Annotated in this window: 13 protein-coding genes and 1 tRNA gene; 12 read left to right on the top strand and 2 right to left on the bottom strand. The window is 59.6% G+C overall.

The window, feature by feature from the left end; translation table 11 throughout:
- Positions 1-557: 557 nt before the first annotated feature.
- From QUW00_RS09040 to QUW00_RS09055, 4 genes are all read left to right on the top strand, one after another.
- Entirely contained in the window at positions 558-3,884 is a 3,327-nt protein-coding gene (locus QUW00_RS09040; RefSeq protein WP_289614053.1) for a bifunctional glycosyltransferase/CDP-glycerol:glycerophosphate glycerophosphotransferase, read from the top strand.
- Between the two features lie 193 nt (positions 3,885-4,077).
- Positions 4,078-5,097: an acyltransferase family protein gene (locus QUW00_RS09045; RefSeq protein WP_289614054.1), complete on the top strand. Its 1,020-nt coding sequence runs from the start codon at positions 4,078-4,080 to the stop codon at positions 5,095-5,097.
- A 425-nt stretch (positions 5,098-5,522) separates the two neighbouring features.
- A complete protein-coding gene (gene istA, locus QUW00_RS09050; RefSeq protein WP_289614055.1) occupies positions 5,523-6,599 on the top strand; it encodes an IS21 family transposase in 1,077 nt (358 codons plus the stop codon).
- On the top strand, positions 6,583-7,224 hold the full coding sequence (locus QUW00_RS09055; RefSeq protein WP_289614056.1) for an RloB family protein: 642 nt from the start codon (positions 6,583-6,585) through the stop codon (positions 7,222-7,224). The genes istA and QUW00_RS09055 overlap by 17 nt, the downstream gene beginning before the upstream one ends.
- 22 nt (positions 7,225-7,246) lie before the next feature.
- Here the strand turns inward: QUW00_RS09055 and QUW00_RS09060 are convergent, their stop codons facing one another.
- Complete coding sequence (locus QUW00_RS09060; RefSeq protein WP_289614057.1) at positions 7,247-9,001, bottom strand: DUF6020 family protein; 1,755 nt, start codon at positions 8,999-9,001, stop codon at positions 7,247-7,249.
- A gap of 312 nt (positions 9,002-9,313) precedes the next feature.
- On the opposite strand from QUW00_RS09060, the gene QUW00_RS09065 reads away from it, so the two are divergent.
- On the top strand, positions 9,314-11,188 hold the full coding sequence (locus tag QUW00_RS09065) for a glycosyltransferase family 2 protein (RefSeq protein ID WP_289614058.1): 1,875 nt from the start codon (positions 9,314-9,316) through the stop codon (positions 11,186-11,188).
- An 86-nt stretch (positions 11,189-11,274) separates the two neighbouring features.
- Positions 11,275-13,125: a glycosyltransferase gene (locus QUW00_RS09070; RefSeq protein ID WP_289614059.1), complete on the top strand. Its 1,851-nt coding sequence runs from the start codon at positions 11,275-11,277 to the stop codon at positions 13,123-13,125.
- Between the two features lie 445 nt (positions 13,126-13,570).
- Here QUW00_RS09070 and QUW00_RS09075 read toward each other — a convergent pair whose 3' ends face one another.
- Positions 13,571-14,524 carry a glycosyltransferase family 2 protein gene (locus QUW00_RS09075; RefSeq protein WP_289614060.1) on the bottom strand — a complete coding sequence of 318 codons (954 nt, stop codon included), beginning with the start codon at positions 14,522-14,524 and terminating at the stop codon, positions 13,571-13,573.
- Between the two features lie 530 nt (positions 14,525-15,054).
- Here QUW00_RS09075 and QUW00_RS09080 point away from each other — a divergent pair.
- From QUW00_RS09080 to QUW00_RS09105, 6 genes are all read left to right on the top strand, one after another.
- Positions 15,055-15,128 (top strand) — tRNA-Arg (locus tag QUW00_RS09080).
- A 76-nt stretch (positions 15,129-15,204) separates the two neighbouring features.
- Positions 15,205-15,750: a PTS sugar transporter subunit IIA gene (locus tag QUW00_RS09085; protein ID WP_289614061.1), complete on the top strand. Its 546-nt coding sequence runs from the start codon at positions 15,205-15,207 to the stop codon at positions 15,748-15,750.
- 147 nt (positions 15,751-15,897) lie between these two features.
- Positions 15,898-16,161, top strand: coding sequence for an HPr family phosphocarrier protein (locus QUW00_RS09090; protein WP_289614062.1), 264 nt, complete (start codon positions 15,898-15,900; stop codon positions 16,159-16,161).
- A 144-nt stretch (positions 16,162-16,305) separates the two neighbouring features.
- Positions 16,306-18,009, top strand: coding sequence for a phosphoenolpyruvate--protein phosphotransferase (gene ptsP, locus QUW00_RS09095; protein WP_289614063.1), 1,704 nt, complete (start codon positions 16,306-16,308; stop codon positions 18,007-18,009).
- Between the two features lie 108 nt (positions 18,010-18,117).
- Positions 18,118-19,047: a 1-phosphofructokinase family hexose kinase gene (locus tag QUW00_RS09100; protein WP_289614064.1), complete on the top strand. Its 930-nt coding sequence runs from the start codon at positions 18,118-18,120 to the stop codon at positions 19,045-19,047.
- A 125-nt stretch (positions 19,048-19,172) separates the two neighbouring features.
- Entirely contained in the window at positions 19,173-20,102 is a 930-nt protein-coding gene (locus QUW00_RS09105; protein ID WP_289614065.1) for a 1-phosphofructokinase family hexose kinase, read from the top strand.
- Positions 20,103-20,131: the final 29 nt, after the last annotated feature.

Here is a 20,131-nt window from a genome sequence, read left to right on the forward strand (position 1 = left end):
AGCATCTCCTTGGGGGTGCACTTGGTGGAGGGCAAAAAGCGGGTGCCCAGGCCCGCCGCGGGTATGATGGCCTTCATGGTCGGCTTCGGTTCCCTTCGAAAGAATAAATAGGTTCTCTAAGGATACTTACTGCGGGTGGGTCCGTAGCTGAGTTCATTAGTTCTTCAAGTCCTTTTGGATTATTATCTGTAGTGTTCCTAAAAAAAATCAATATATAATACGTTCTCCAAATCAGCTATTCTTCAATATAAGTGAACTTAGAATACGCCTATGTTTCCCAATTCATTCTGTCTGCTCAAATAGAAACCCTTTACGCTATTTCAGTCGTGCTATCTCAATAAGCTGGTTGGTCTTCTCGCCTTTGAGGAGAGGCTACATTCAAGTTTTCGATTTCCGCTTTTTGGTTCAGAGGTTTTCTGGCAAGCTTACAAATCCATGCACTTCTGTTCTGTATACGATGTCTTTCCATGGAATGGCGAATACGTCTCATCCTGTGTATCATAAGAAATCGTCTGTTTTCCGACATTTGTTCTGTAGGGTTTTGTGGGGTGCATTTCGTGGTTAAGGTCAGCGCTATCGTTCCAATTTTCAATATCGAAGAGTATCTCGAAGAGTGCCTTGATTCCCTGATTGCCCAAACAATTTCTGATTTAGAGATTATTCTTGTCGATGACGGCTCCACTGATAGCAGCGGGGACATCGCGCAGCGTTACGCTGACGCGCACCCTAATATTCGTTGCTTTCACATTCCCAACGCTGGCTTGGGGCATGCCAGAAATTTCGGGGCTACATTTGCCAACGGAAAATACATCTGTTTCGTTGACTCTGACGATATAGTTCCGGATTATGCTTACGAGGAGATGTATCTGCTAGGTGAGAAGAACCATAGCGATATTGTCCTCGGTGACGTGCGTAGGTTTAATTCCAAGAAGTCATTCTCAAGCGGCCTTCATCGTCGAGCGTTTAGGAACGCCACTGAGGTCATGCACATCACGAAGAACCCCGATCTCCTCTACGACTCTACGTCTTGGAACAAGCTTTTCAACCGTGAGTTCTATCTTCGTGAGAAGCTTCACTGGGCAGAGGGAATTCTTTATGAAGACATTCCAGTTACTATCCCTGCCCACTATAAGGCTCGTAACGTTTCCTACCTAAACAAGGTCGTTTATCTCTGGCGTGCTCGCGATGGAGCTTCGGCCTCAATTACCCAGCGCAGGGAGGAAATCTCAAACTTCCTTGACAGGCTTGCCGTTATGAAGATGGTTGACGCATTTTTTGATGAAAACATTAGCGATCGCGACCAGCATCTTTACAAGGATACTAAGTGGCTTGACCTTGATTTTAAGATGTACATCAACAGGCTGGCTAGCGCCGATGATGAGTATCGCAAGACGCTGGTCGACGCCCTTGCCGATTATCTGCCTCGTGTTGATGCCCGCGCATTTGAACGCATCAGGGCCATTGACCGACTCAAGTATTACTACATCTCTAAGCGTGATGTTCAGTCCGTCCTGGACGTCCTTCAGTTTGAGAAGCTGGGTATGAAGACCCTGGGGGTACGTCTTGATTCGGATGGGAATTACTACGGCAACTTCCCATTCAAGGTTGATGATCGTAATCTCTTTTCTATGACGGAAGAGCTTAAGAATTCTGGGGCTAAGTCCGACATTAAAGCGGTCAGGCTTGATGCTGATCGAATTACTATTTCTGGAAAGATGTTCGTTCCTAGGATTAATACCAAGGACCCCGACTCTGTTGCAATGAGCGCGAACATTATCAATGCTGCCGGTGAGGCAGTATTGGCTTGTGAGGCTCATCTTGAATCAACCGGCAAGACCTCATCTGTCCAAATCAGTAGGGCATATCATAGAGTAGTAAGACGTGTGCATAATCCTAATGCGTACTCCCTTGAGATTGCTCCCAGTAGTCTTGCGTCGTTGCCTGACGGAAGGTATCGGATCTCCTTCAACTACTCAATTCCTGGTTTGACCTGCAACACACAGCGAATCGGTAATCCAAATAAGGGTACTGATGTCCGGCCTTACGCTATTGGAGTTGGCAATAAGCGTATCAGCGTTGATTACGACCTCAACTTCGATTTGTGCCTTGATATTACTACCTGCATTTCCCTAGCTGAAGATGTCGAAGCCCTCTCTCGTGAAGAGATCTCTGTTTCTTTTTCTGACGGGTCCCACGAATCTCTTCCAATTGATGATTCTCTTGAGTCGTGGACTGTGCTCGACTACCCGTACCTCTGCACCATGCCCGTTTTCTCAAAGATGGGGGATGGGAGGTACCTGCATTACGTTGCGACTGTTGACGGAAGGCTCGGTATTCAGATTCTTCAGCCCGGCTGTCTCGCAAGCAGCGTGAATGATGGTCTAACTGAGCGTATCGACATCGAACTGCCAGATGGTGTTGCGCAGACGGTTAGCTCTGTTGAGTTTGTCGGAAAAAGGTATGGCGCGAGGACCCGGATTCCTTTTGAATCTGTGCCTGGGGACCGACAGAATTCTTCAATCAGCGCTCGCATAGACTTCACGTCCCCGGATCAGGTCGAGCTTCTTAGGGCTGATACGTATGAATTGCGCGTCAATTATGACAGCGGGTCCGGGTTGCACGGATCTCTACCCGTGTACTGCTTAATGGACAAATCCGACGTTCTTCACAATGTGCAATGCGATTCGTACAGCTACACGTTTGCTTTTAGAACGACATACTTTGGTCTCTGGGTAAAGTATCTGCCCGAGTTCCTGGACAGGACCAAGAGAAATCGCCGTCTTGTGAGGAAGTATCTCTATCCCATTATGAGACTCCTTCCGCTCAAGAAGAAATGGGTAGTGTTTGAGTCGTCTTGGGGAGCAAAGACAGACTGCAACCCCGGAGCGCTGTATCGCTACATCACTTCTGAGCATCCTGAGTACCATTCAATCTGGTCTCTTAACGATCTAAGAATCCCCGTTGAGGGGCCCGCGACGAAGGTCGTCAAGGGTTCCTGGAGATACTTCTATGTGATGTCTAGAACGAAGTATCTGGTCAACAACGTCAATTTCATTGACGCATATGAGAAGAAGAATGGCCAGATTGAGATTCAGACCATGCATGGAACCCCCCTCAAAACGTTGGGGCTGGATGTACCCGGCGAGCTGCCGACTCAGAAGGACGTTGATAAATTCCTGCGTCGATGCAATCGCTGGGACTATCTTGTGGTTCAAAGCAAGCGTGCGGAAGACATTACGCGTTCCTGCTACGCATTTAGGAAGAAGTACCTTGAAACTGGGTATCCTCGAAATGACATTCTTTTTGAGATGAACACTCCAGAGGATATAGCCATGCTCAAGAAGAAGTATGGTATCGATACCGATAAGAAGCTCATACTATACGCTCCGACTTGGAGGAAGAGGGACCAGTTCGATCTCCGTCTTGACCTCGGGGCTATGGCCGACGCGCTTGGCGATGAGTATCAGATAGGTCTCAGGGTCCATCAGTTTGCTCTTGCGGGCCTTGATGAGGCCTCGCTTGATTCGCGAGTTGTAAATCTTAGTTTCATCAACAGCATGGAAGAGCTGTTTTTGATTTCAGATATCGCGATTACTGACTACTCTTCTTTGATGTTTGACTATGCGGTCCTCAACCGACCTCTTCTTTTCTATACGTATGATCTTGAGGAGTATCGCGATCGTCTGAGGGGCTTCAATCTCGATTTCGAAGCCGAGGCTCCTGGGCCGCTGCTCTCCACGACCGAAGACGTCATTGATGCCATTGTTCACCTTAGCGATACTCGTGCTAGATATGCCGATGCGTATCGTCGCTTTAGGGACAGCTTCTGCTCTTTTGAGCGAGGAGAGGCTTCTAGGAAGATTTTCGAGAAAGTCTTTTCATAATATATTCTGATGAATAGATTGGCGAGGCCTTTTTCGAGCTATTTCGGACTAGGCCTCGCTTATTTTTAAGGATATTGCGTTGAAAAGTGGCTGCGTTATTTCGCGACAAAATGGGAAGGCTTGACCGTTTAATTTGTTGCATCGATAGTTATGGCATTGCAGTACTGAGTGTTCGTGAAAGAGGCGGGCGCGTATGTCTAGCTCCGAAGTTAGTAGAACAAGGGTCGAATGGCTGGACTCTCTTAAGGGAATCCTCATCGTATTGGTTGTTGTTGGTCATTTTATACTTCCGGTTCATAAGGTTGGCGAGCCAATTAGCATAACTTATGATACAATCTACATGTTTCACATGCCCCTCTTTGTATTTGTTTCAGGTTTATTCGGCAAGCATGTGATTGATGGCTCAGGCCATTTACGAATTAATAAAATCCTGACATATTGTTTGATCGGGATTCTCTATGGCTTCTTTTTGCGGTTAATGGAGGGTTCTAGTCTTTCCCTCACTTCGCTGCTTTCGTTCTCTTCCGCACCGTGGTATGTCATTTGTCTTGCATCTTGGATGATTCTAGTGCCTTTCTTCGATCGTCTTAAGCCAGCATATGGTATAACAATCGCTGTAGTTATAAGCCTGATTTCTACCGTTCAGCATGAACAAACCGATTTTTTAGCTTTAAGTAGGACGGCACATTTCCTTCCGTATTATTTTGGCGGATACTATTTAAGTACTTCAGATCTTTCAAAAATCCGTGATAGTAAAGTTCGAGTTTTCGCAATTGTTTTCGCAGTATTTGCAACAGGCATCTTTCTGTGTATTCGGGAAAGCATCTCTGACTATTTCTTTCTGGTTTACGGAAATACGTCAGGAAATTTGCCCATACTTAATGCCGTAATTGGATACATCATCCTTAACCTTCTTGGAATTGCCCTATCTATAGGGTGTATCGCTGCTGCGCCAAAGAGGAATAGGCTGCTAAAGTTTCTGGGAGAAAGAACACTTCAAATATATATTTTGCATCGATTTGTTAGAGGAGCTCTGCAAATAGGTGGTTTTTATGATCTGATGCTTGGAAGCATCGATAGTGCCTGCCTGACCCTGTGCATCTTGTTGCTTTTATCTTTTGCCACTTGTTTTGTGTCTACTGTTCCGTCTCTAACGTGGCTTTCGAAAAAGCTTTTGTCATTGAGCTGGAAACCGATTATTAGAGGTAATTGAGTCGGCGGTCACTTTACTTCAGGGTTGCTTACAGGAAAGATTCTTTGGAGAGGGCAACATATTGGTTTCGGCCTACCTTGACGGCGGAGCGGCGTCCAGTTTGAGAGAGGAGCCCGGCCCGGTATACTTAATTGTCTAGACAAGAAGCATATTGGAATGATGTCATGCCCGGGCCAATCGGAGCATTGAACGAGGAGGGGCCTGAAGACTCGACTTGCGTGAACTCGTCAGGAGGGCCGTCGGTAACACGCTCAACGGTCTTATCGATGAGGAGGTGGACAACTGAGTACTGCACCTAGTTCGTACCGGCGTTCTACAAGAGCGGTACCGCCGTTCCACATATGCGGTGCCGGCCGTTGAACCCGATAACCTTTCAGCGAGGAGGGCGCCATCCGGGCGCCCTCGCCCGTTGGAGGGAGGCCCGTATGGCCACTGAGAAGGAAATCATGCGTCAGCTGCTGAAGGGGGTGAGCTGGAACGAGGCCGCCCGCGCCCTGAGGTGCAGCAAGGCGACGGTCGCGAAGTGCGCGGCCAAGATGGCGGAGGAGCGGATCGGCCAGGAGAGGCTGGAGTCGATGACCGACGCCGAGGTATCGGGCCTCTTCGCCGACGGCCGTGGGAAGCGCGGCGAAGACGACTACGCGCGCGTCTGCGACCAGCTCGCGCGGGTGCCGAAGATGACCCTCGCGCTGCAGTGGGCGCGCTACTGCGATTGTAACCCCGGCGGCAAGAGACTCTACGGCTACTCGGGCTTCTGCAGGAGGGTCGGCGAGTACGCCGGCGTGCACGACCTCGTCGCGCGCATCGCGCACGAGCCCGGCAGGACGATGCTCGTGGACTGGGCCGGGCTCACCGCCTCGGCCTTCGACCCCGTGACGGGAAAACGGTCGCCGGCGTACCTGTTCGTGGCGTCGTTCCCCTGGTCGGCGTGGGTGCATGCGGAGTGCTTCCCCGACATGCGCAGCCGGTCCTGGATATCGGCCCACGTGCACGCGTTCCAGGCGGCCGGCGGCGTGCCCGACATCCTCGTGCCCGACAGGTGCGCCACCGCCACCGACAGGCGCCGCAAGTCGGAGCCGATCAAGATCAACGACGCCTACCTCGAGATGGCCGAGCACTACGGATGCGCGGTGGTTCCGGCGCGTGCCCGGAGGCCCAGGGACAAGGCGGCCGCCGAGAAGGCGGTCGACCTTTGCGAGACGTGGGTGCTCGCGCCGCCGGCCGAGGAGAGGTTCACGTCCTTCGATGAGCTGAACGCCGAGGTGCGCCGCCTCGTCGACGCGCTCAACGCCCGCCCCTTCTCCAGGCGCGAGGGCTGCCGGGACGACGCCTTCTTCGGCGAGGAGAGGGCCGCGCTGAACCCGCTGCCGGCAGAGCCCTTCGAGCTGTACGAGTGGCGCCGGTGCAAGGTGTCGCCCGACTACCACGTCCAGTGCGACCGCATGCGCTACTCGGTGCCCAACCGCCTCGTCGGCAGGACCAGCCATGGCTCGTGTTGGTAGGAGGGGCGCGCCGAGCAAGTCTGGGCGGCTTGCCCTGTGCATGTGCGTCGAGGGCGAAACCGAGCTTGGCTACTTTAAGGGCCTGCGGAGTGCATATCATATTCCAAAGACGCTGCTGCATGTTTTTCGCAGCGAGGGGACGGCTATTTCTGAAATAGCCGATTGGCTGCGAAAAGCAAAATCTGGCCACAGGCGCGGTCTGCCTGATGTTTCTTTCGATCAGTTCTGGGGCGTTGCCGATACTGAGTGGAAAGCTGACTGGAAGGGGTTTGCGAAGCGCGCGGATGAAGGCTTTTCGTCAAAGAGCGAGAGCACGTCGGTTGTCCAGTGGGCAATAAGCTCTGCCTCTTTTGAGCGATGGCTGCTACTTCACTTTGAGGCGAATCCGCCACGTCAGGATGTACAGACATCTGCGAACCACCTAGGAAAGTACCTGCCGGGCTATTCTTCAAAGTCCAAAAGGCTCGATGCCTGCGCGATGGACAAGCTGCTTTCGTTGACCGATACGGCTTTGGCAAATGCGAGACGCTGGCGTGCGACCAACCAAAACGAAGACAACTTTACCGATGTCGACGTTCTTGTTGATGTGATTCGCAAGTACGTGGCAAAACTGGGCACGCTTTAGTGCATCGCACTGAAGACGTCGTCTACATGACTTGCTTGTTTAGAACCTCCACGCCCCTCGACACAAACGGCACGGCCACCACGAGCGGTACGATATACACGGACGGTATGGTGTACCAGTACAGCGCGATTGGGCCCACCAAGAATGACACCAGCAGCGCTGCGGACACGGCAAGCAGGCTGACACACGCCACCACGGCGCCGCGGCCCCTTACGCAGCACAGGCAGTAGACGAGCGTTACGAGTGGCAGCACGGTGCACCACAGGGCGTAGCTGCTGATCGGCGCCAGGCTGCGTTGGGCGGCATCCAACCTTTCCAGCGCGGCGCGGGCGCCGGCAAGGCCTTCGGTCTGCGTCAAGTCGAGCGTCTCCACGAAGCTCTCCAGTTCTGCACGAGAGCTGAAGAAGCTCTCCCAGGCATCCATGCGCTCGGGCGTGAACAGCTCAGCTTGCGCGTCGTGTCCGTAATCGATGGTCGCGTTGAGCGAGAACCAGTTGGCGGTCAGGTTCATCACCGCCGCCGCATACGACCCGGGGTACTCCAGCCCCAGCTTGAGCCATATATCCGCGCACGCCGGAAAGCGGCTCGCATTCACGACACACCATGTTGCCTCGTCTGAGCGCCACGGATTGTACACCTCGCAGGCGCGCTCCACATCCAAAAAGTCTTCGAGACGCTCGCGATCGCTCGCATCAAGCGCGTCCGGATGCTCCCGCAGCGTGCGCGCAATCTGCTGCACGGGTACGGAGTACATCTCATACGTAGGGTTTGCCTCCGCACTCACGATGGCGTTTACCAGCGGGTTCCACACACCGAGCGCGATGACGATCGAGCTCCCGACGCTCAGCGCAAGCCGCCGCACGGGCCGCCGCTGCACGAGTCGAACGACGATCGTCGCCGCCACGGCAAGCACGATCACGTAGAGCATGGTGCGCTTGGTCACGGCGCACAGCACGATGCTCGCGCACAGCGCCGCGCAGAAGCGCCAGGAGCGCAGGTGCGCGAAATCGCTGCGGACCGCCTCAAAGAACAACACGCAAAACGCCACGAACGCCATACCGTTCAGCGCGTCTTTGGACATCGTGTCTACCGGCTGGTAGATGACGCGCGAGAACGCGTAGTAGACGATGGCGAGCACGATGAGCAGCCGTGGCGCGCCCACGCGATCCAGGTAGGCGGCCACGGCGCCAAACAGCAGCGACGTCACTGCCGCCTGAACCACGATGTAGCACAACAGACCCAGTCCGCGGGACCCGAGCAGGTCGCCCAGCGACCAGAACAGCCCGAATATCACCGTGTCCGTGACCGGATGCTGCGTGTAGTAGGGGTAGATGCCAAACCATTGCAGGGCTTGGGGGAAGGTGTCGTCGCGCATGGTGCCCGGGGCGTGCGTCACGATCCAGGGGAGCCAGGCCACAAAGATGATGGCTGCGGCGATAAGCGCGAGGCGCACGTTCCACGGACGGGGTTCGTCGCCGGCCGCACGGGCGTGCGCCCCGCACCCTGTGTCGGCTGGGCTGTCGTCACCGGTGCCGTTCCGCCTGCCGTGCTCCCACAGGTATCCCAAGCCGACGCCGATCGCAAAGATGAGCAGCGCCTGCTTGGCGCCCGCGACGGCAACGCCCGCAACCGATCCGTAGAGCGGCACGAGTGCGGCTATGGAGTTGCCCGCCCGGTACCCGTCGGCGATGATGCTCAGCGCCGCCAGCGCGCAGGAGAGCACACCAAGTGCGACAAGATAGCTCGTGCGTTTGGCGCAAAACAGCTTCAAATTCATGCTCGCCTTCCGTAGGGGTTGGTTGGGGACGTGTTCGTTTCATCCCATGTTTCGCCCGTACTCGCAGGCAGGCGGAGATGGGCTCGCTTCATCTGAACCACTGTACCCATGCGGCATCGTTCCGCTCGGTGCACACTCGCACCTCTTCAAAGCCTGCAAATACATCAACGTTCTGTAAGGCGCCGACCCGGGAAACGCACACGGTATCGTCACGTGCGTGTAAGGGGTATGTCATCGTGTGCCGACGAGAATAATCCTGCGCGCGCGGTGGGTATCATTGCTCGCATCGGTCCACTACCTGCTGGAGTATCCATGACTCTGTTCAAGTTTGCGAACATCATCCTCGAGCAAAACCCGCGTGCCGTAAGCCATCCTGGCCTGTATTGCCGCTCCGATCGCCCGGTCTTCTTTGACGAGCGGGCGGGGGAGTGGTGCCTGTACGGCGCGGGCACCTACGACTTCACGACCTACTTTAACGCGCTGTCGGTTCTCAAGCTTCGGCGCTACACATCGGCGAGCCGCTTCTTCGTCCATTTGGAGCTCAGGGGCGCCTCGTGCGTCTACCGTCAGACGACGGGCGACGCCTTCTCCGCGCGCCCAACGGTGCTCGAGCACACCGCCGTGCAGATCCCCGCTTCTGATGAATGGGCGACCTACGACTTCGAGCTCTCGGTGGGCTACGACGCGGTGCTCGCCGGCTTCGAGCTCGCCTGCGACGGCCCGGTGTACGTGGGTGCGTGCTACTACGCGCTCGAGCCCGCGGCGCCCCTGCGCGACGTGGAGCTGTGCCTGGCGACGACGACCTTTAAGAAAGAGGAGTTCATCGAGGCCAATATCGCCGCTATCAAGCGCAGCATCCTGGAGTCGGATGAGGACATCGCTCATCACTTCACCATGCGCGTGGTCGACAACGGCCGCACCCTGGATGTCGAGCGCCTGCAGAGCGAGCACGTCTTTATCTCGCCCAACGACAACGTCGGCGGAGCCGGCGGCTTTGCGCGCGGGATGATCGAGGCCATGGAGCAGGAGCCTCGCGCCACGCACGTGCTGCTCATGGACGACGACGTCGCCGTCTCGCCCGAAAGCATCAAGCGCACCTACAACCTGCTGCGTCTCGTCAACGACGAATACGCCGATGCGTTCGTGAGCGGCGCCATGCTCAACTACGAGATCGCCGACGAGCAGTGGGAGGACACCGGTCTGCTCGCGCCCAACGGCCTGCTCGCGCCCGCCAAGCCGCCGCTGCGCCTGACGAGGTTCGAGGACCTGGTCTACAACGAGCTGTTCCGCGTGCCCAAGGACGTGGCGGCTCTTCGTCAGCGCTATGCCGCCTGGTGGTACTGCTGCATTCCCGTGACCGCGATCGAGCGCCACGGCCTGCCGTTGCCGGTGTTCGTGCGCTTTGACGACGTGGAGTTCGGGGTGCGCTGCGCGCCGACGCTCATGACCATGAGCGGGCTGTGCGTCTGGCACATGCCGTTCAACGCGCGCTACAACGCGGCGGTCGAGCGCTACCAGACCACGCGCAACACCATGATCGCCCTGTGCACCGCCGGCCATGCGCCCAAAGAGGGCTTCTTGGACGAGCTGCACAACAACATTCGCCTGGAGCTCAAGAAGTTTGGCTACGAGAACGCCGAGCTGTGCCTTGATGGCTTCGAGGACTTCATGAAGGGCCCCGACTATCTGGCGACGCCCGGCGTGGCCGAAAGGACGTTCATGGATTCCAACCGCATGAAGGAGCGGCTGGTGCCATTTGAGGAGCTCGAGGCGCAGGCGCACGAGCTGGGGCTGACGGACTTCTACATCTCCCGTATCGACCGGCAGTTCATCGACTCCGACCGGGCGCGCGGCCTGGTCGAGCGCCTGAGCGACTTTGCCACCGACAACCGCCAGAAGCTTTTTGTCAACGAGGGCGAGGGCTACGCGGTCATTCCGGTGGAGGGCTGGGTGTACCCGGCAGGCGTCATCCGCGGCAAGAAGTACTTGATCATCATCGACTGGCATAACCGCTGCGGCGCTATCCGCATCAAGGATCCCGAGCGCTACGCACAGATCGTCAAGCGCTACAAGGCGGACCTGAGGCAGTTCAGGCGTTGCGGCAAAGACGTCATCCGTGCGTACCGCGAGCGCCGTGGCGAGCTAACCTCGGCGGCGTTCTGGAAGCGCTATCTCAAGATGGCGTGATTGCGGCCGTGGGGCAGGATGGCGATCGAGTTGTTCCGGCGGCTTCGGCGGCGCGGACGGTTCGGTTGCAGTTTGAAGGACATGGTATGACACGTGACGTAAAGCTTGCCAACGTTCTCGTGTGCGTCGATGGGCACGCTGTCGACCATCCCGAGCTGTACTATCGCGGAGCAGATGGGGCGGCGCGCTACGATGCCGGCCGCGAGGCGCTCGAGGTGCGCTCGGCGGTCGACTTCACGACGTATCTCAACGGGTTTTCCGCTGGTAAATGGCATCGCTATGCCGGGGTGGAACGTGTCGTGCTGCGCGCTGCAGTGTGCGGCGCGGGCGAGCTGGCGGTGCGCGCCGTCGCCTGCGGGGCCGACAGCGCACGGACGGTGGAGGTGCGCACGGTGGATGCGCCGGCAGCGTCGCCGCGTGCGGTTGAGGTCGAGGTGCCCTGCGCCGACGAGGACTTCGTCGGCTTTGAGCTGCGGCCCGCCGAAGGGTCGTCGCTTTGGCTGCACGAGGCGGCCTGGTACGCCGCGGCTGACCCGGCGCGCATGAACCCGGTGCGGATCGCTCTGGTCACGACCACGTTTCAAAAAGAGGCCTACATCACCGCGAACATGGAGCTCGTCAAGCGCGCCCTGCGCACTGAAGGGTTGCCGGTGCTGGGCGGGTTCCACATGTTCGTCGTGGACAACGGGCGCACGCTGGATGCCGCGGCGCTGTCGGACGACATGGTCACGGTGATTCCCAACGCCAATACGGGCGGCTCGGGCGGCTGCGCGCGCGGCATGCTCGCTGCAACCGCAGACCCCGATGCGTTTACCCACGTCATCGTCATGGACGACGACGTGCGCATCCTGCCGGAGAGCCTTATTCGCACGCACGCGTTGCTATCGCTTGCGCAGGGGGTGTACCGGCAGGCCTTTTTGAACGGCGCCATGCTGTCGCTTGAGGAGCCGTCGCGGCAGGTCGAGGACGTGTCCTATGTTGCCGAGTCGGGCGTGTACCGCCGGGCGAAAGGCGACCTGGACGTCTCGAAGCTGAGGGATGTGCTGGTAAGCGAGCGGACTTCGGTAGAGGTGCCACGAGCCTACGGGGCGTGGTGGTACAGTTGCATTCCAGTGTCGGCCATCGTTGCAAACGGCTTGCCCATGCCGTTTTTCATCCGCTGCGACGACGTGGAGTTTGGCATACGCAACGATCCCGTCTACATGACGATGGCGGGTATCTGCGTGTGGCACGAGAGCTTTGAGGGGCGCTTCCGCGCGTCGGTTGACTGCTATCAGTACGTGCGGAACTTCATGGCCATGATCGCGATGGACGATTGCGCCTCCGAGGACATGTTTGTGGCGCGCCTGCAGCGCACGATTCGTCAGGATTTGCGCGATCTGGACTACAGTGCTGCCGAGCTGCTGCTCGACGGCTTCGAGGATTACCTCAAGGGTCCCGATTGCCTGGCGTCGCTCGACGGTGCCGCGCGTTTGGCAGGGCTTGGGGCGCGCAACGAGCACCTGGTCGCGGTTTCCGAAATGGATCGCGCTGTGGTTGAGGCGGCCGGCGTGACGCCGGAGGTGCTCAGCCGTAGGGGGTCTGCGCCGCGTACGGGCGGTCTGCTCATGAAGCTGCTGCGCACGCTGCCCTACGATAAGCACTATCTGCCAGGCTTTCTGTTGGATAGGCGTCCGGGCTACGTGGTCAAGTTCGGGCCAGCGACGATCGAAGGGTCCTCGGTGCGCCGCGAGGCGCTTGTCGTGCTCGATCCCACGCGCACGAAGGGCGCCGTGCGTCACATGGATCGCGCGCGGTTCCGTGCGATACGTCAGCGCCAGCGCACGCTTATGCGACGTTGGCGCTCGGAGCGCAAAGAGGTGCGGCGCGCGTGGCGCGCCGCACGCGATCGCTTCGCGTCGCGTGCGTTTTGGGAGGACTATCTCGGTCTGCGATGATGCGCCGCGCGCTTTGCAAGGCGCCGCACGGGGGGCGGCGCGTTCGTTTTCGTCATCGTGGTCACGAAGAGACGATTCCTGTCATCCCGGCATCGCTTCGTGCCGCCGGGAAGGCGAGACTCATGCGCTGCCCGTACATAATGGGCTGAAATATAACCAATAGGCATGGCATCGAGGGTGTTACAGTGCGCTAGGAGTACGGACGGGCCTCGCACAGCCCTTTCGGCGTGCTTCACGGGCCTCGAGCCGACAGTAATCGTATCGTCGTGACCACAATCGCGATCACGAGCGTTCGCAGGCATCGGGTTCCGCCCCGTCTCGAGCGACATCGGCATAATCTGCGGCCGATTGCGAGCGTCCATGGGGTTCGGTTGCACTAACGGTGGCGCGCCCACGGGCACGCCACCGTGCTTTGCTCTCGAGAGGCATCATGTATCGGGCCGTATCAGGCCTGCGCGCCGTGCTCCTTTTCGCGCAGCACGGCGAGCTCCCACTGCTTGCGGTCCATCTTGGCGACCGAGTCGAGGACGAGGCCGGTTGCAAACGACAGGCCGCATAGGAAGACAAGTCCTGCGGCGAGCAGCGCCGTCGGCAGGCGGGGCACAAGGCCGGTGTGCAAAAACTCGAGGATGACCGGCACGCCGGCGATGAGGCCAAGCGCCAGGAAGACCAGGGCGACCAGCGTGAAGAACTTCAGCGGACGGTAGTTTTTAAACAGCGAGCCGATGGTCATCATGACCTTGATCCCGTCGGGGATGGTGGCAAGCTTCGACTCCGAACCCGCCGGTCGATCGCGGTATTCGATGGGCACATCGAGGATGCGCCAGCGCCGGTCGACCGCATGGATGGACAGCTCGGTCTCGATCTGAAAGCCCTCCGAGAGCACGGGAAACGTCTTCACGAAGGTGCGCGAGAACGCGCGGTACCCGGTCATGACGTCGTCGAACGCATAGCCGTAGATCCACTTGATCATGAACCGCACGAGGTTGTTGCCAAAGCCGTGAAAGGCGCGCTTGTTCTGCTCGGCGTACGTGCCGTTGGACAGGCGGTCGCCCACGGTCATGTCCGCCTGTCCCTCCAAGATGGGATCGCACAGGGCGCGCGCCGCTTGCGCGGGGTAGGTGTCGTCGCCGTCCACCATCAGGTAGCAGTCCGCCTCGATGTCGCGAAACATCTGGCGAACGACGTTGCCCTTGCCCTGGCGCGACTCGTGAAGCACGATCGCCCCCGCGTCGCGCGCAAGCTCGGCGGTCCCGTCGGTCGAGTTGTTGTCGTATACATATATAGCTGCCTCGGGCAGCTCGCGGGCAAAGTCATGCACGACCTTGGCCACGGTCTGCGCCTCGTTGTAGCAGGGTATGAGCACAGCGATCGAGGTGCGCATCGAGGTCTCGTCCATCAGGCTCCAATCCAGACGACTCGTTTCGTCTACTGGTTCCCTGTTTTAACGCGACGGATTCGACCCTAAGAGATTCGCAAGGATATGCTTACGGTTTCATTGCAGCTCGCATCGTGTGTCCGTTACAGAGACCGCCCTGCGTAAGGATTGCGCGAGCCGCGAGTCGCGCGATGCACGGCGACATGCCACATGTGGGGGCAGCGGGGCCGGCGCATCTCGCACGCGAAGACGAGCGGGTCGCCGCATCCCGCATGTGGGCGCGAACAGGCTGCCGCGTCGTGCCTGAAGCGGAGCGCACGGACGGCAATGCGGTGCATCCCGATCGTGCCGTCGGCCCGCATTGTTCGTCATAAGCCGGCGCACGGGCCGCCGTGCGCCGGCCGCCCGATCGCGCAGATGGGCAAGCATGCTCCGCGTAAGATAGGGCGCGTGCGGCAGCCGTGTCCCCCCCCCATCTTCCCTCGCGCGGCAGCCATGTCCTCCCATCCTCCCTCGCGCGCGGCGTCCAATCGTCTATACTGTTCTCGCATGCGCCATTAGCTCAGCTGGATAGAGCAGGGGACTTCTAATCCCAAGGTCGTTGGTTCGAATCCGACATGGCGCACCTTGCAATCAGGCACGGGCGGGCGCTTGCGTCCGCCCGTTTGCTGACCGGCCCGCATCGCACGGAAAGGGTATCGATGCTCAAGCGTCTCGACATCGCAGCCGCCACCGCCTCGCTGGCGCAGCGCGCTCAGCGCGCCATCGCCGACCGCGGGGACGCCCCCGAGGTCGCCGGTCCGGTGCCCGAGTGCCATGTCGCTACAGATCAGAGCTTGGCAGATCGCGACGGTGCGCTGGATTTCATCGCGCGGCGCGCGGTTGAACTCGGTTTGGCGCACGACGCCAACGAGCTTAAAGAGGCGCTTCTCAGGCGCGAGGTCGAGGGCACGACCGGCATGATGGACGGCTTCGCGATTCCTCACGCGAAGGCTGAGACCATTGAGTGCGTCTCGGTCCTGGTCGTAAAGGATGCGGATGGCATCGAGGGCTGGGATACCATGGACGAGCTGCCCGTTCATGTCGCCATAGCCCTGCTCGTTCCCGTGTCCCACGGCGCCGCGGCGCACCTGCGTCTGCTCTCCAAGCTCGCCGATGCCCTCATGGACGAGGGCTTCCGAGCTTCGGTCAAATCGAGCGACGATCCCGAGGAAATCGCCTCGCTCGTCACCGCACGATTCGTCTAGTCGCCCGTGGCGTGGCCTTGCGCCCACGTTTTTGCCGCTCTCGCCGTTTTGGCCCCCGTTGGCGTCCCGATGCGGTAAACTAGGCTCGTACTTTGTCGCGCTGCCGAACCGCACGCCGGCGCGCGTAGAACAACGAAGGAGTCAGATATGGTTTCTGAGAAGGTCACCCTTATCAACCCGCAGGGTCTGCACATGCGTCCGGCCGGCCTGTTCGCCTCCACGATGGGCAAGTTCGCCTGCGACGTCATCGTCCACACCACGGACAAGGACGTCAACGGCAAGAGCCCCATGGCCCTCATGGCTGCCGGCATCCCTTGCGGCACCGAGGTCGAGATCCGCTGCGACGGCGCTGACGAGAACGAGGCCCTCGCTGCCGCCATCGATCTCATCAAGAGCGGCCTGGGCGAGTAACGCCCTCAGAACACATGACCCCGCCGGCTCGGCGGGGTTTTCCCATTACGGGTAATACGGACGCGGGTGTCGCGGGCTCGCGGCGCCCGCGTTCTTGGCAGGGGGCCCGGTTCGAGCGCCGGGCATGCACGGAGAGGAAGTTCCATGTACGAGGGAGTAAACGCATCCGAGGGCATCGGCATCGGCACTGTTGTTGTCGCCGTTGAGCCCGATCTGACGTTCACGCCGCATACGGTTGAGGACACCGAGGCCGAGAAGGCTCGCTTCCAGGCGGCTCTCGATACCTTCTGCGCCAAGACCGAGGCGCAGGCCGAGCACATGAAGGAGAGCGTCGGCGAGGCCGAGGCCGAGATCATGACCGGTCACGTCACGCTCGCTCAGGACCCCGAGCTCGGTGGCGCCATCATGGCCGCTATCGACGGCGGCACCTGCGCCGAGCAGGCCCTGACCGAGACCAGCACCATGTTCGAGAACATGTTCTTGGCCATGGACGACGAGGTCTTCCGTCTGCGCGCTGCCGACATCGCCGACATCCGCACCGGCATCCTCGCCGAGCTGCTGGGCCGTCCGGTCGTCGACCTGTCGGTGCTGCCCGCCGGCTCCGTCATCGTCATCCACGACCTGACCCCGTCCATGACGGCCACGATCGACAAGAAGAACGTCGCCGGTATCGTCACCGAGGTCGGTGGCCGCACGTCGCACTCCGCGATCATCGCCCGCGCCCTCGAGATCCCGGCTGTCCTGTCGGTCTCCAACGCCTGCGGTGCGCTGCACAACGGCATGACCGCCATCGTCGACGGCTCCAAGGGCGCCGTCATCGCCGATCCCGACGAGGAGACGCTGGCCGATTACACCAAGCGCGCCGAGGAGTACATCGCCGAGAAGAACGCGCTCGAGGCCTTCCGCGGCAAGCCGACGATCACCGCCGACGGCTACAAGAAGATTATGGCCTGCAACATCGGCAACCCCGATGACGTGAAGGGTGCGCTCGATCACGACGCCGAGGCCATCGGCCTGTTCCGTTCCGAGTTCCTGTTCATGGACGCCAAGTCGCTGCCCTCCGAGGAGGAGCAGTTCGACGCCTACCGCAAGGTCGCCGTTGCCATGAAGGGTGCCCCGGTCATCATCCGCACGCTCGACGTGGGCGGCGACAAGGAGATTCCGTATCTCAAGCTCATGAAGGAAGAGAACCCCTTCCTGGGTTACCGCGCCATCCGCTACTGCCTCGACAACCCTGACGAGTACAAGGTCCAGCTGCGCGCCCTGCTGCGCGCCAGCGCCTTCGGCGACATCAAGATCATGGTCCCCATGGTCACCTGCGTCGAGGAGATCCGTGCCGTCAAGGAGCTTGTCGAGACCTGCAAGGCCGAGCTGCGCGAAGAGGGTCGCAAGTTCAACGAGGACATCGAGGTCGGCATCATGACCGAGACCGCGGCCTCCGCGAACATCCCCGACCTGCTGGCCCGCGAGGCCGACTTCTTCTCGATCGGCACCAACGACCTGACCGGCTACACCATGGCGTCCGACCGCGGCAACGACAAGGTGGCCTACCTGTACAGCTGGTACTATCCGGCGGTCCTGCGCGCCATCAAGAACATCATCGAGGCCGGCGTCAAGGAGGGCATTATGGTGGGCATGTGCGGCGAGGCCGCTGCCGACCCGCTGCTGACGCCGCTGCTGATCGCGTGGGGCATGGACGAGTTCTCCACCTCCGCGCCCAGCATCCTGCGCACCCGCAAGGCCATCTCGCAGTGGACCGTCGCCGAGGCTCAGGAGCTCGCCGAGAAGGCGCTCGCATGCTCCACGGCCGACGAGGTCAAGGCCCTGCTCGAGGCGAACCAGAAGTAAGCGTTTCGTAAACGTTATGGTTGCAGCGCGCCTCAGATAACGTCTTACGTGACCGCGTGGCCCCGGATCGAACCGGGCGCCGCGCGGTCTCCTTGGAAAGGGGAGAACATGTTCTATACGCTCACTGCCAACCCGGCTGTGGACATGACCGTCTCGTGCGGCCCGCTTGTGCCCAACGAGAACATCCGCTCCGGCTCCGCCAGCTACACGCCCAACGGCAAGGGCCTCGACGTGTCGTTCGCTCTCAAGAAGTTCGGCGTCGACTCGGTTGCGCTCGGCTTCTTCGCCGGCTTCACGGGCAAGTACATCGTCGAGGAGACCATGAACATGGGCTGCCTGTGCCGCCCGGTGTGGATCGACGGCATCACCCGCATCAACACCTACCTCAACGACGGCGAGAACGAGTACGGCGTGCTGAATCCCGGCGCCCCGCTGACGCCCCAGGGCGAGCAGGAGCTCTACAAGATCCTCGACACCGCGGGCAGCCTCGACTGCCTGATCGTGTCCGGTTCGGTGCCGCCGCGCGCTTCCGCCGACTTCCTCGATCAGGTCGTCACGCACGCCCAGGCGCACAACGCCGACGTCGTCCTCGACCTCTCGAGCTCCAAGCTCAAGGAGCTGTGCTCCAAGAAGCCGCTGCTCATCAAGCCGAACCACCACGAGATGCGCGAGATCTACGGCGTGCGCATCGACACGCACGATGACGCCAAGCGCGCACTTGCCCTGGCGCACGAGTCCGGCGTTCAGAACGTCCTGCTCACCATGGGTAGCCGCGGTAGCGCCTACTTCTCCAACGGTGAGGATATCTGGTACGCCCGCCGTGAGTTCAACATCAAGCTCGTGTCCTCCGTCTGCGCTGGTGACTGCACGCTCGCTGCATTCCTGTACAAGTGGTACGACAACCGCGACAACGTCGAGGAGGCGCTCAAGCTCGCGCTGGCCACCGGCGCTAACGTCGCCGAGAGCGTCGGTCTGGGCGACTTCAGCCACGTCGACGAGTACAGCCGCCGCATCAGCGTGGAGAAGCTGACGCGCTAAGCTGCACGGAGAGCTGCTTTCATGTTGCCGCCCCGCCGTCGCGCACCGATGGCGGGGCGGTTCTCGTTGTGATGCGCCGAGACGGCGCGCGGGCTATGTGCGCCGTTCACTTCCGAGGAGCGACCATGATCTATACCCTGACCGCCAACCCGGCGATCGACTACAACATCTCCTGCGATGGCTTGGCGCCCAACTGCGTGACCCGCACGCGCGATGCGGTGTATAGCCCCAACGGCAAAGGGCTGAATGTTTCGTTTGCCCTGCATCACTTTGGCGTGGACACGGCGATCTTGGGGTTCTTCGCGGGATTCTCGGGGCGCTATATCGTAGATGGCGCACGTGCCAAGGGCGTGGAGGTCCATCCGGTATGGACCGACGGTATCACGCGCGTCAATGTGTTCCTGAATGCCGTGGACTGCGAGTACAACATGGTGAACGCAGGTGCCGCGATCACCCCTGGCGACGAGGAGGCCATGCTGCGCTTAGTCGAATCGCTCGACGACCTTGAGTGCCTGTCCATCTCGGGATCGCTGCCGCCGGGCACCTCTGACGACTTTCTGGCGCGTGTCGTCCGCTTGGCGGGGGAACGCGGCGCTGACGTCGTGCTCGATATCTCGTCGGACCAGCTTGTCGATTTGCTCGCTGAGCGCCCGCTGCTCATCAAACCCAACGACGATGAGCTGCGTGACATCTTCGGTCTTGAGGTTGCGGCGGGCGACGATGCGGGTGCGGTTCGTGCACTGGATGCCTTGCATGCGGCGGGGGCGCAGGCGGTGCTGTTGACGCTCGGCGGCAACGGCGCGTACTTCAGCGACGGCGCGGGCGTATGGTATGCACGCTGCACCGCGTCGGTGCAGGTGCTCTCCACGGTATGCGCCGGTGACTCCACGCTCGCAGCGTTTCTGTCGGTCTGGTACCGAGAGCGCTCTTGTGTCGAGGACGCGCTGCGCCTTGCGATGGCGACCGGCGCCAACGTGGTGGAGTGCGCCGGTCAGGGAGACTTTGCGCACGTGGAGGAGTATCGCTCACAGGTCGAGGTGCGCCGCATCCGCTAGGTTCGAGTTCGCATTGCGTGGAAGTTGGG

The organism is Collinsella tanakaei (assembly GCF_030373545.1).
GTDB lineage: Bacteria > Actinomycetota > Coriobacteriia > Coriobacteriales > Coriobacteriaceae > Collinsella > Collinsella tanakaei_C.

Coding starts and splice junctions, on each gene's coding strand:
- QUW00_RS09045 (WP_289614054.1), top strand. CDS start 4,078: ATGTCTAGCTCCGAAGTTAGTAGAACAAGGGTCGAATGGCTGGACTCT.
- QUW00_RS09105 (WP_289614065.1), top strand. CDS start 19,173: ATGATCTATACCCTGACCGCCAACCCGGCGATCGACTACAACATCTCC.
- QUW00_RS09055 (WP_289614056.1), top strand. CDS start 6,583: ATGGCTCGTGTTGGTAGGAGGGGCGCGCCGAGCAAGTCTGGGCGGCTT.
- ptsP (WP_289614063.1), top strand. CDS start 16,306: ATGTACGAGGGAGTAAACGCATCCGAGGGCATCGGCATCGGCACTGTT.
- QUW00_RS09075 (WP_289614060.1), bottom strand. CDS start 14,524: ATGGACGAGACCTCGATGCGCACCTCGATCGCTGTGCTCATACCCTGC.
- QUW00_RS09070 (WP_289614059.1), top strand. CDS start 11,275: ATGACACGTGACGTAAAGCTTGCCAACGTTCTCGTGTGCGTCGATGGG.
- istA (WP_289614055.1), top strand. CDS start 5,523: ATGGCCACTGAGAAGGAAATCATGCGTCAGCTGCTGAAGGGGGTGAGC.
- QUW00_RS09085 (WP_289614061.1), top strand. CDS start 15,205: ATGCTCAAGCGTCTCGACATCGCAGCCGCCACCGCCTCGCTGGCGCAG.
- QUW00_RS09065 (WP_289614058.1), top strand. CDS start 9,314: ATGACTCTGTTCAAGTTTGCGAACATCATCCTCGAGCAAAACCCGCGT.
- QUW00_RS09060 (WP_289614057.1), bottom strand. CDS start 9,001: ATGAATTTGAAGCTGTTTTGCGCCAAACGCACGAGCTATCTTGTCGCA.
- QUW00_RS09090 (WP_289614062.1), top strand. CDS start 15,898: ATGGTTTCTGAGAAGGTCACCCTTATCAACCCGCAGGGTCTGCACATG.
- QUW00_RS09100 (WP_289614064.1), top strand. CDS start 18,118: ATGTTCTATACGCTCACTGCCAACCCGGCTGTGGACATGACCGTCTCG.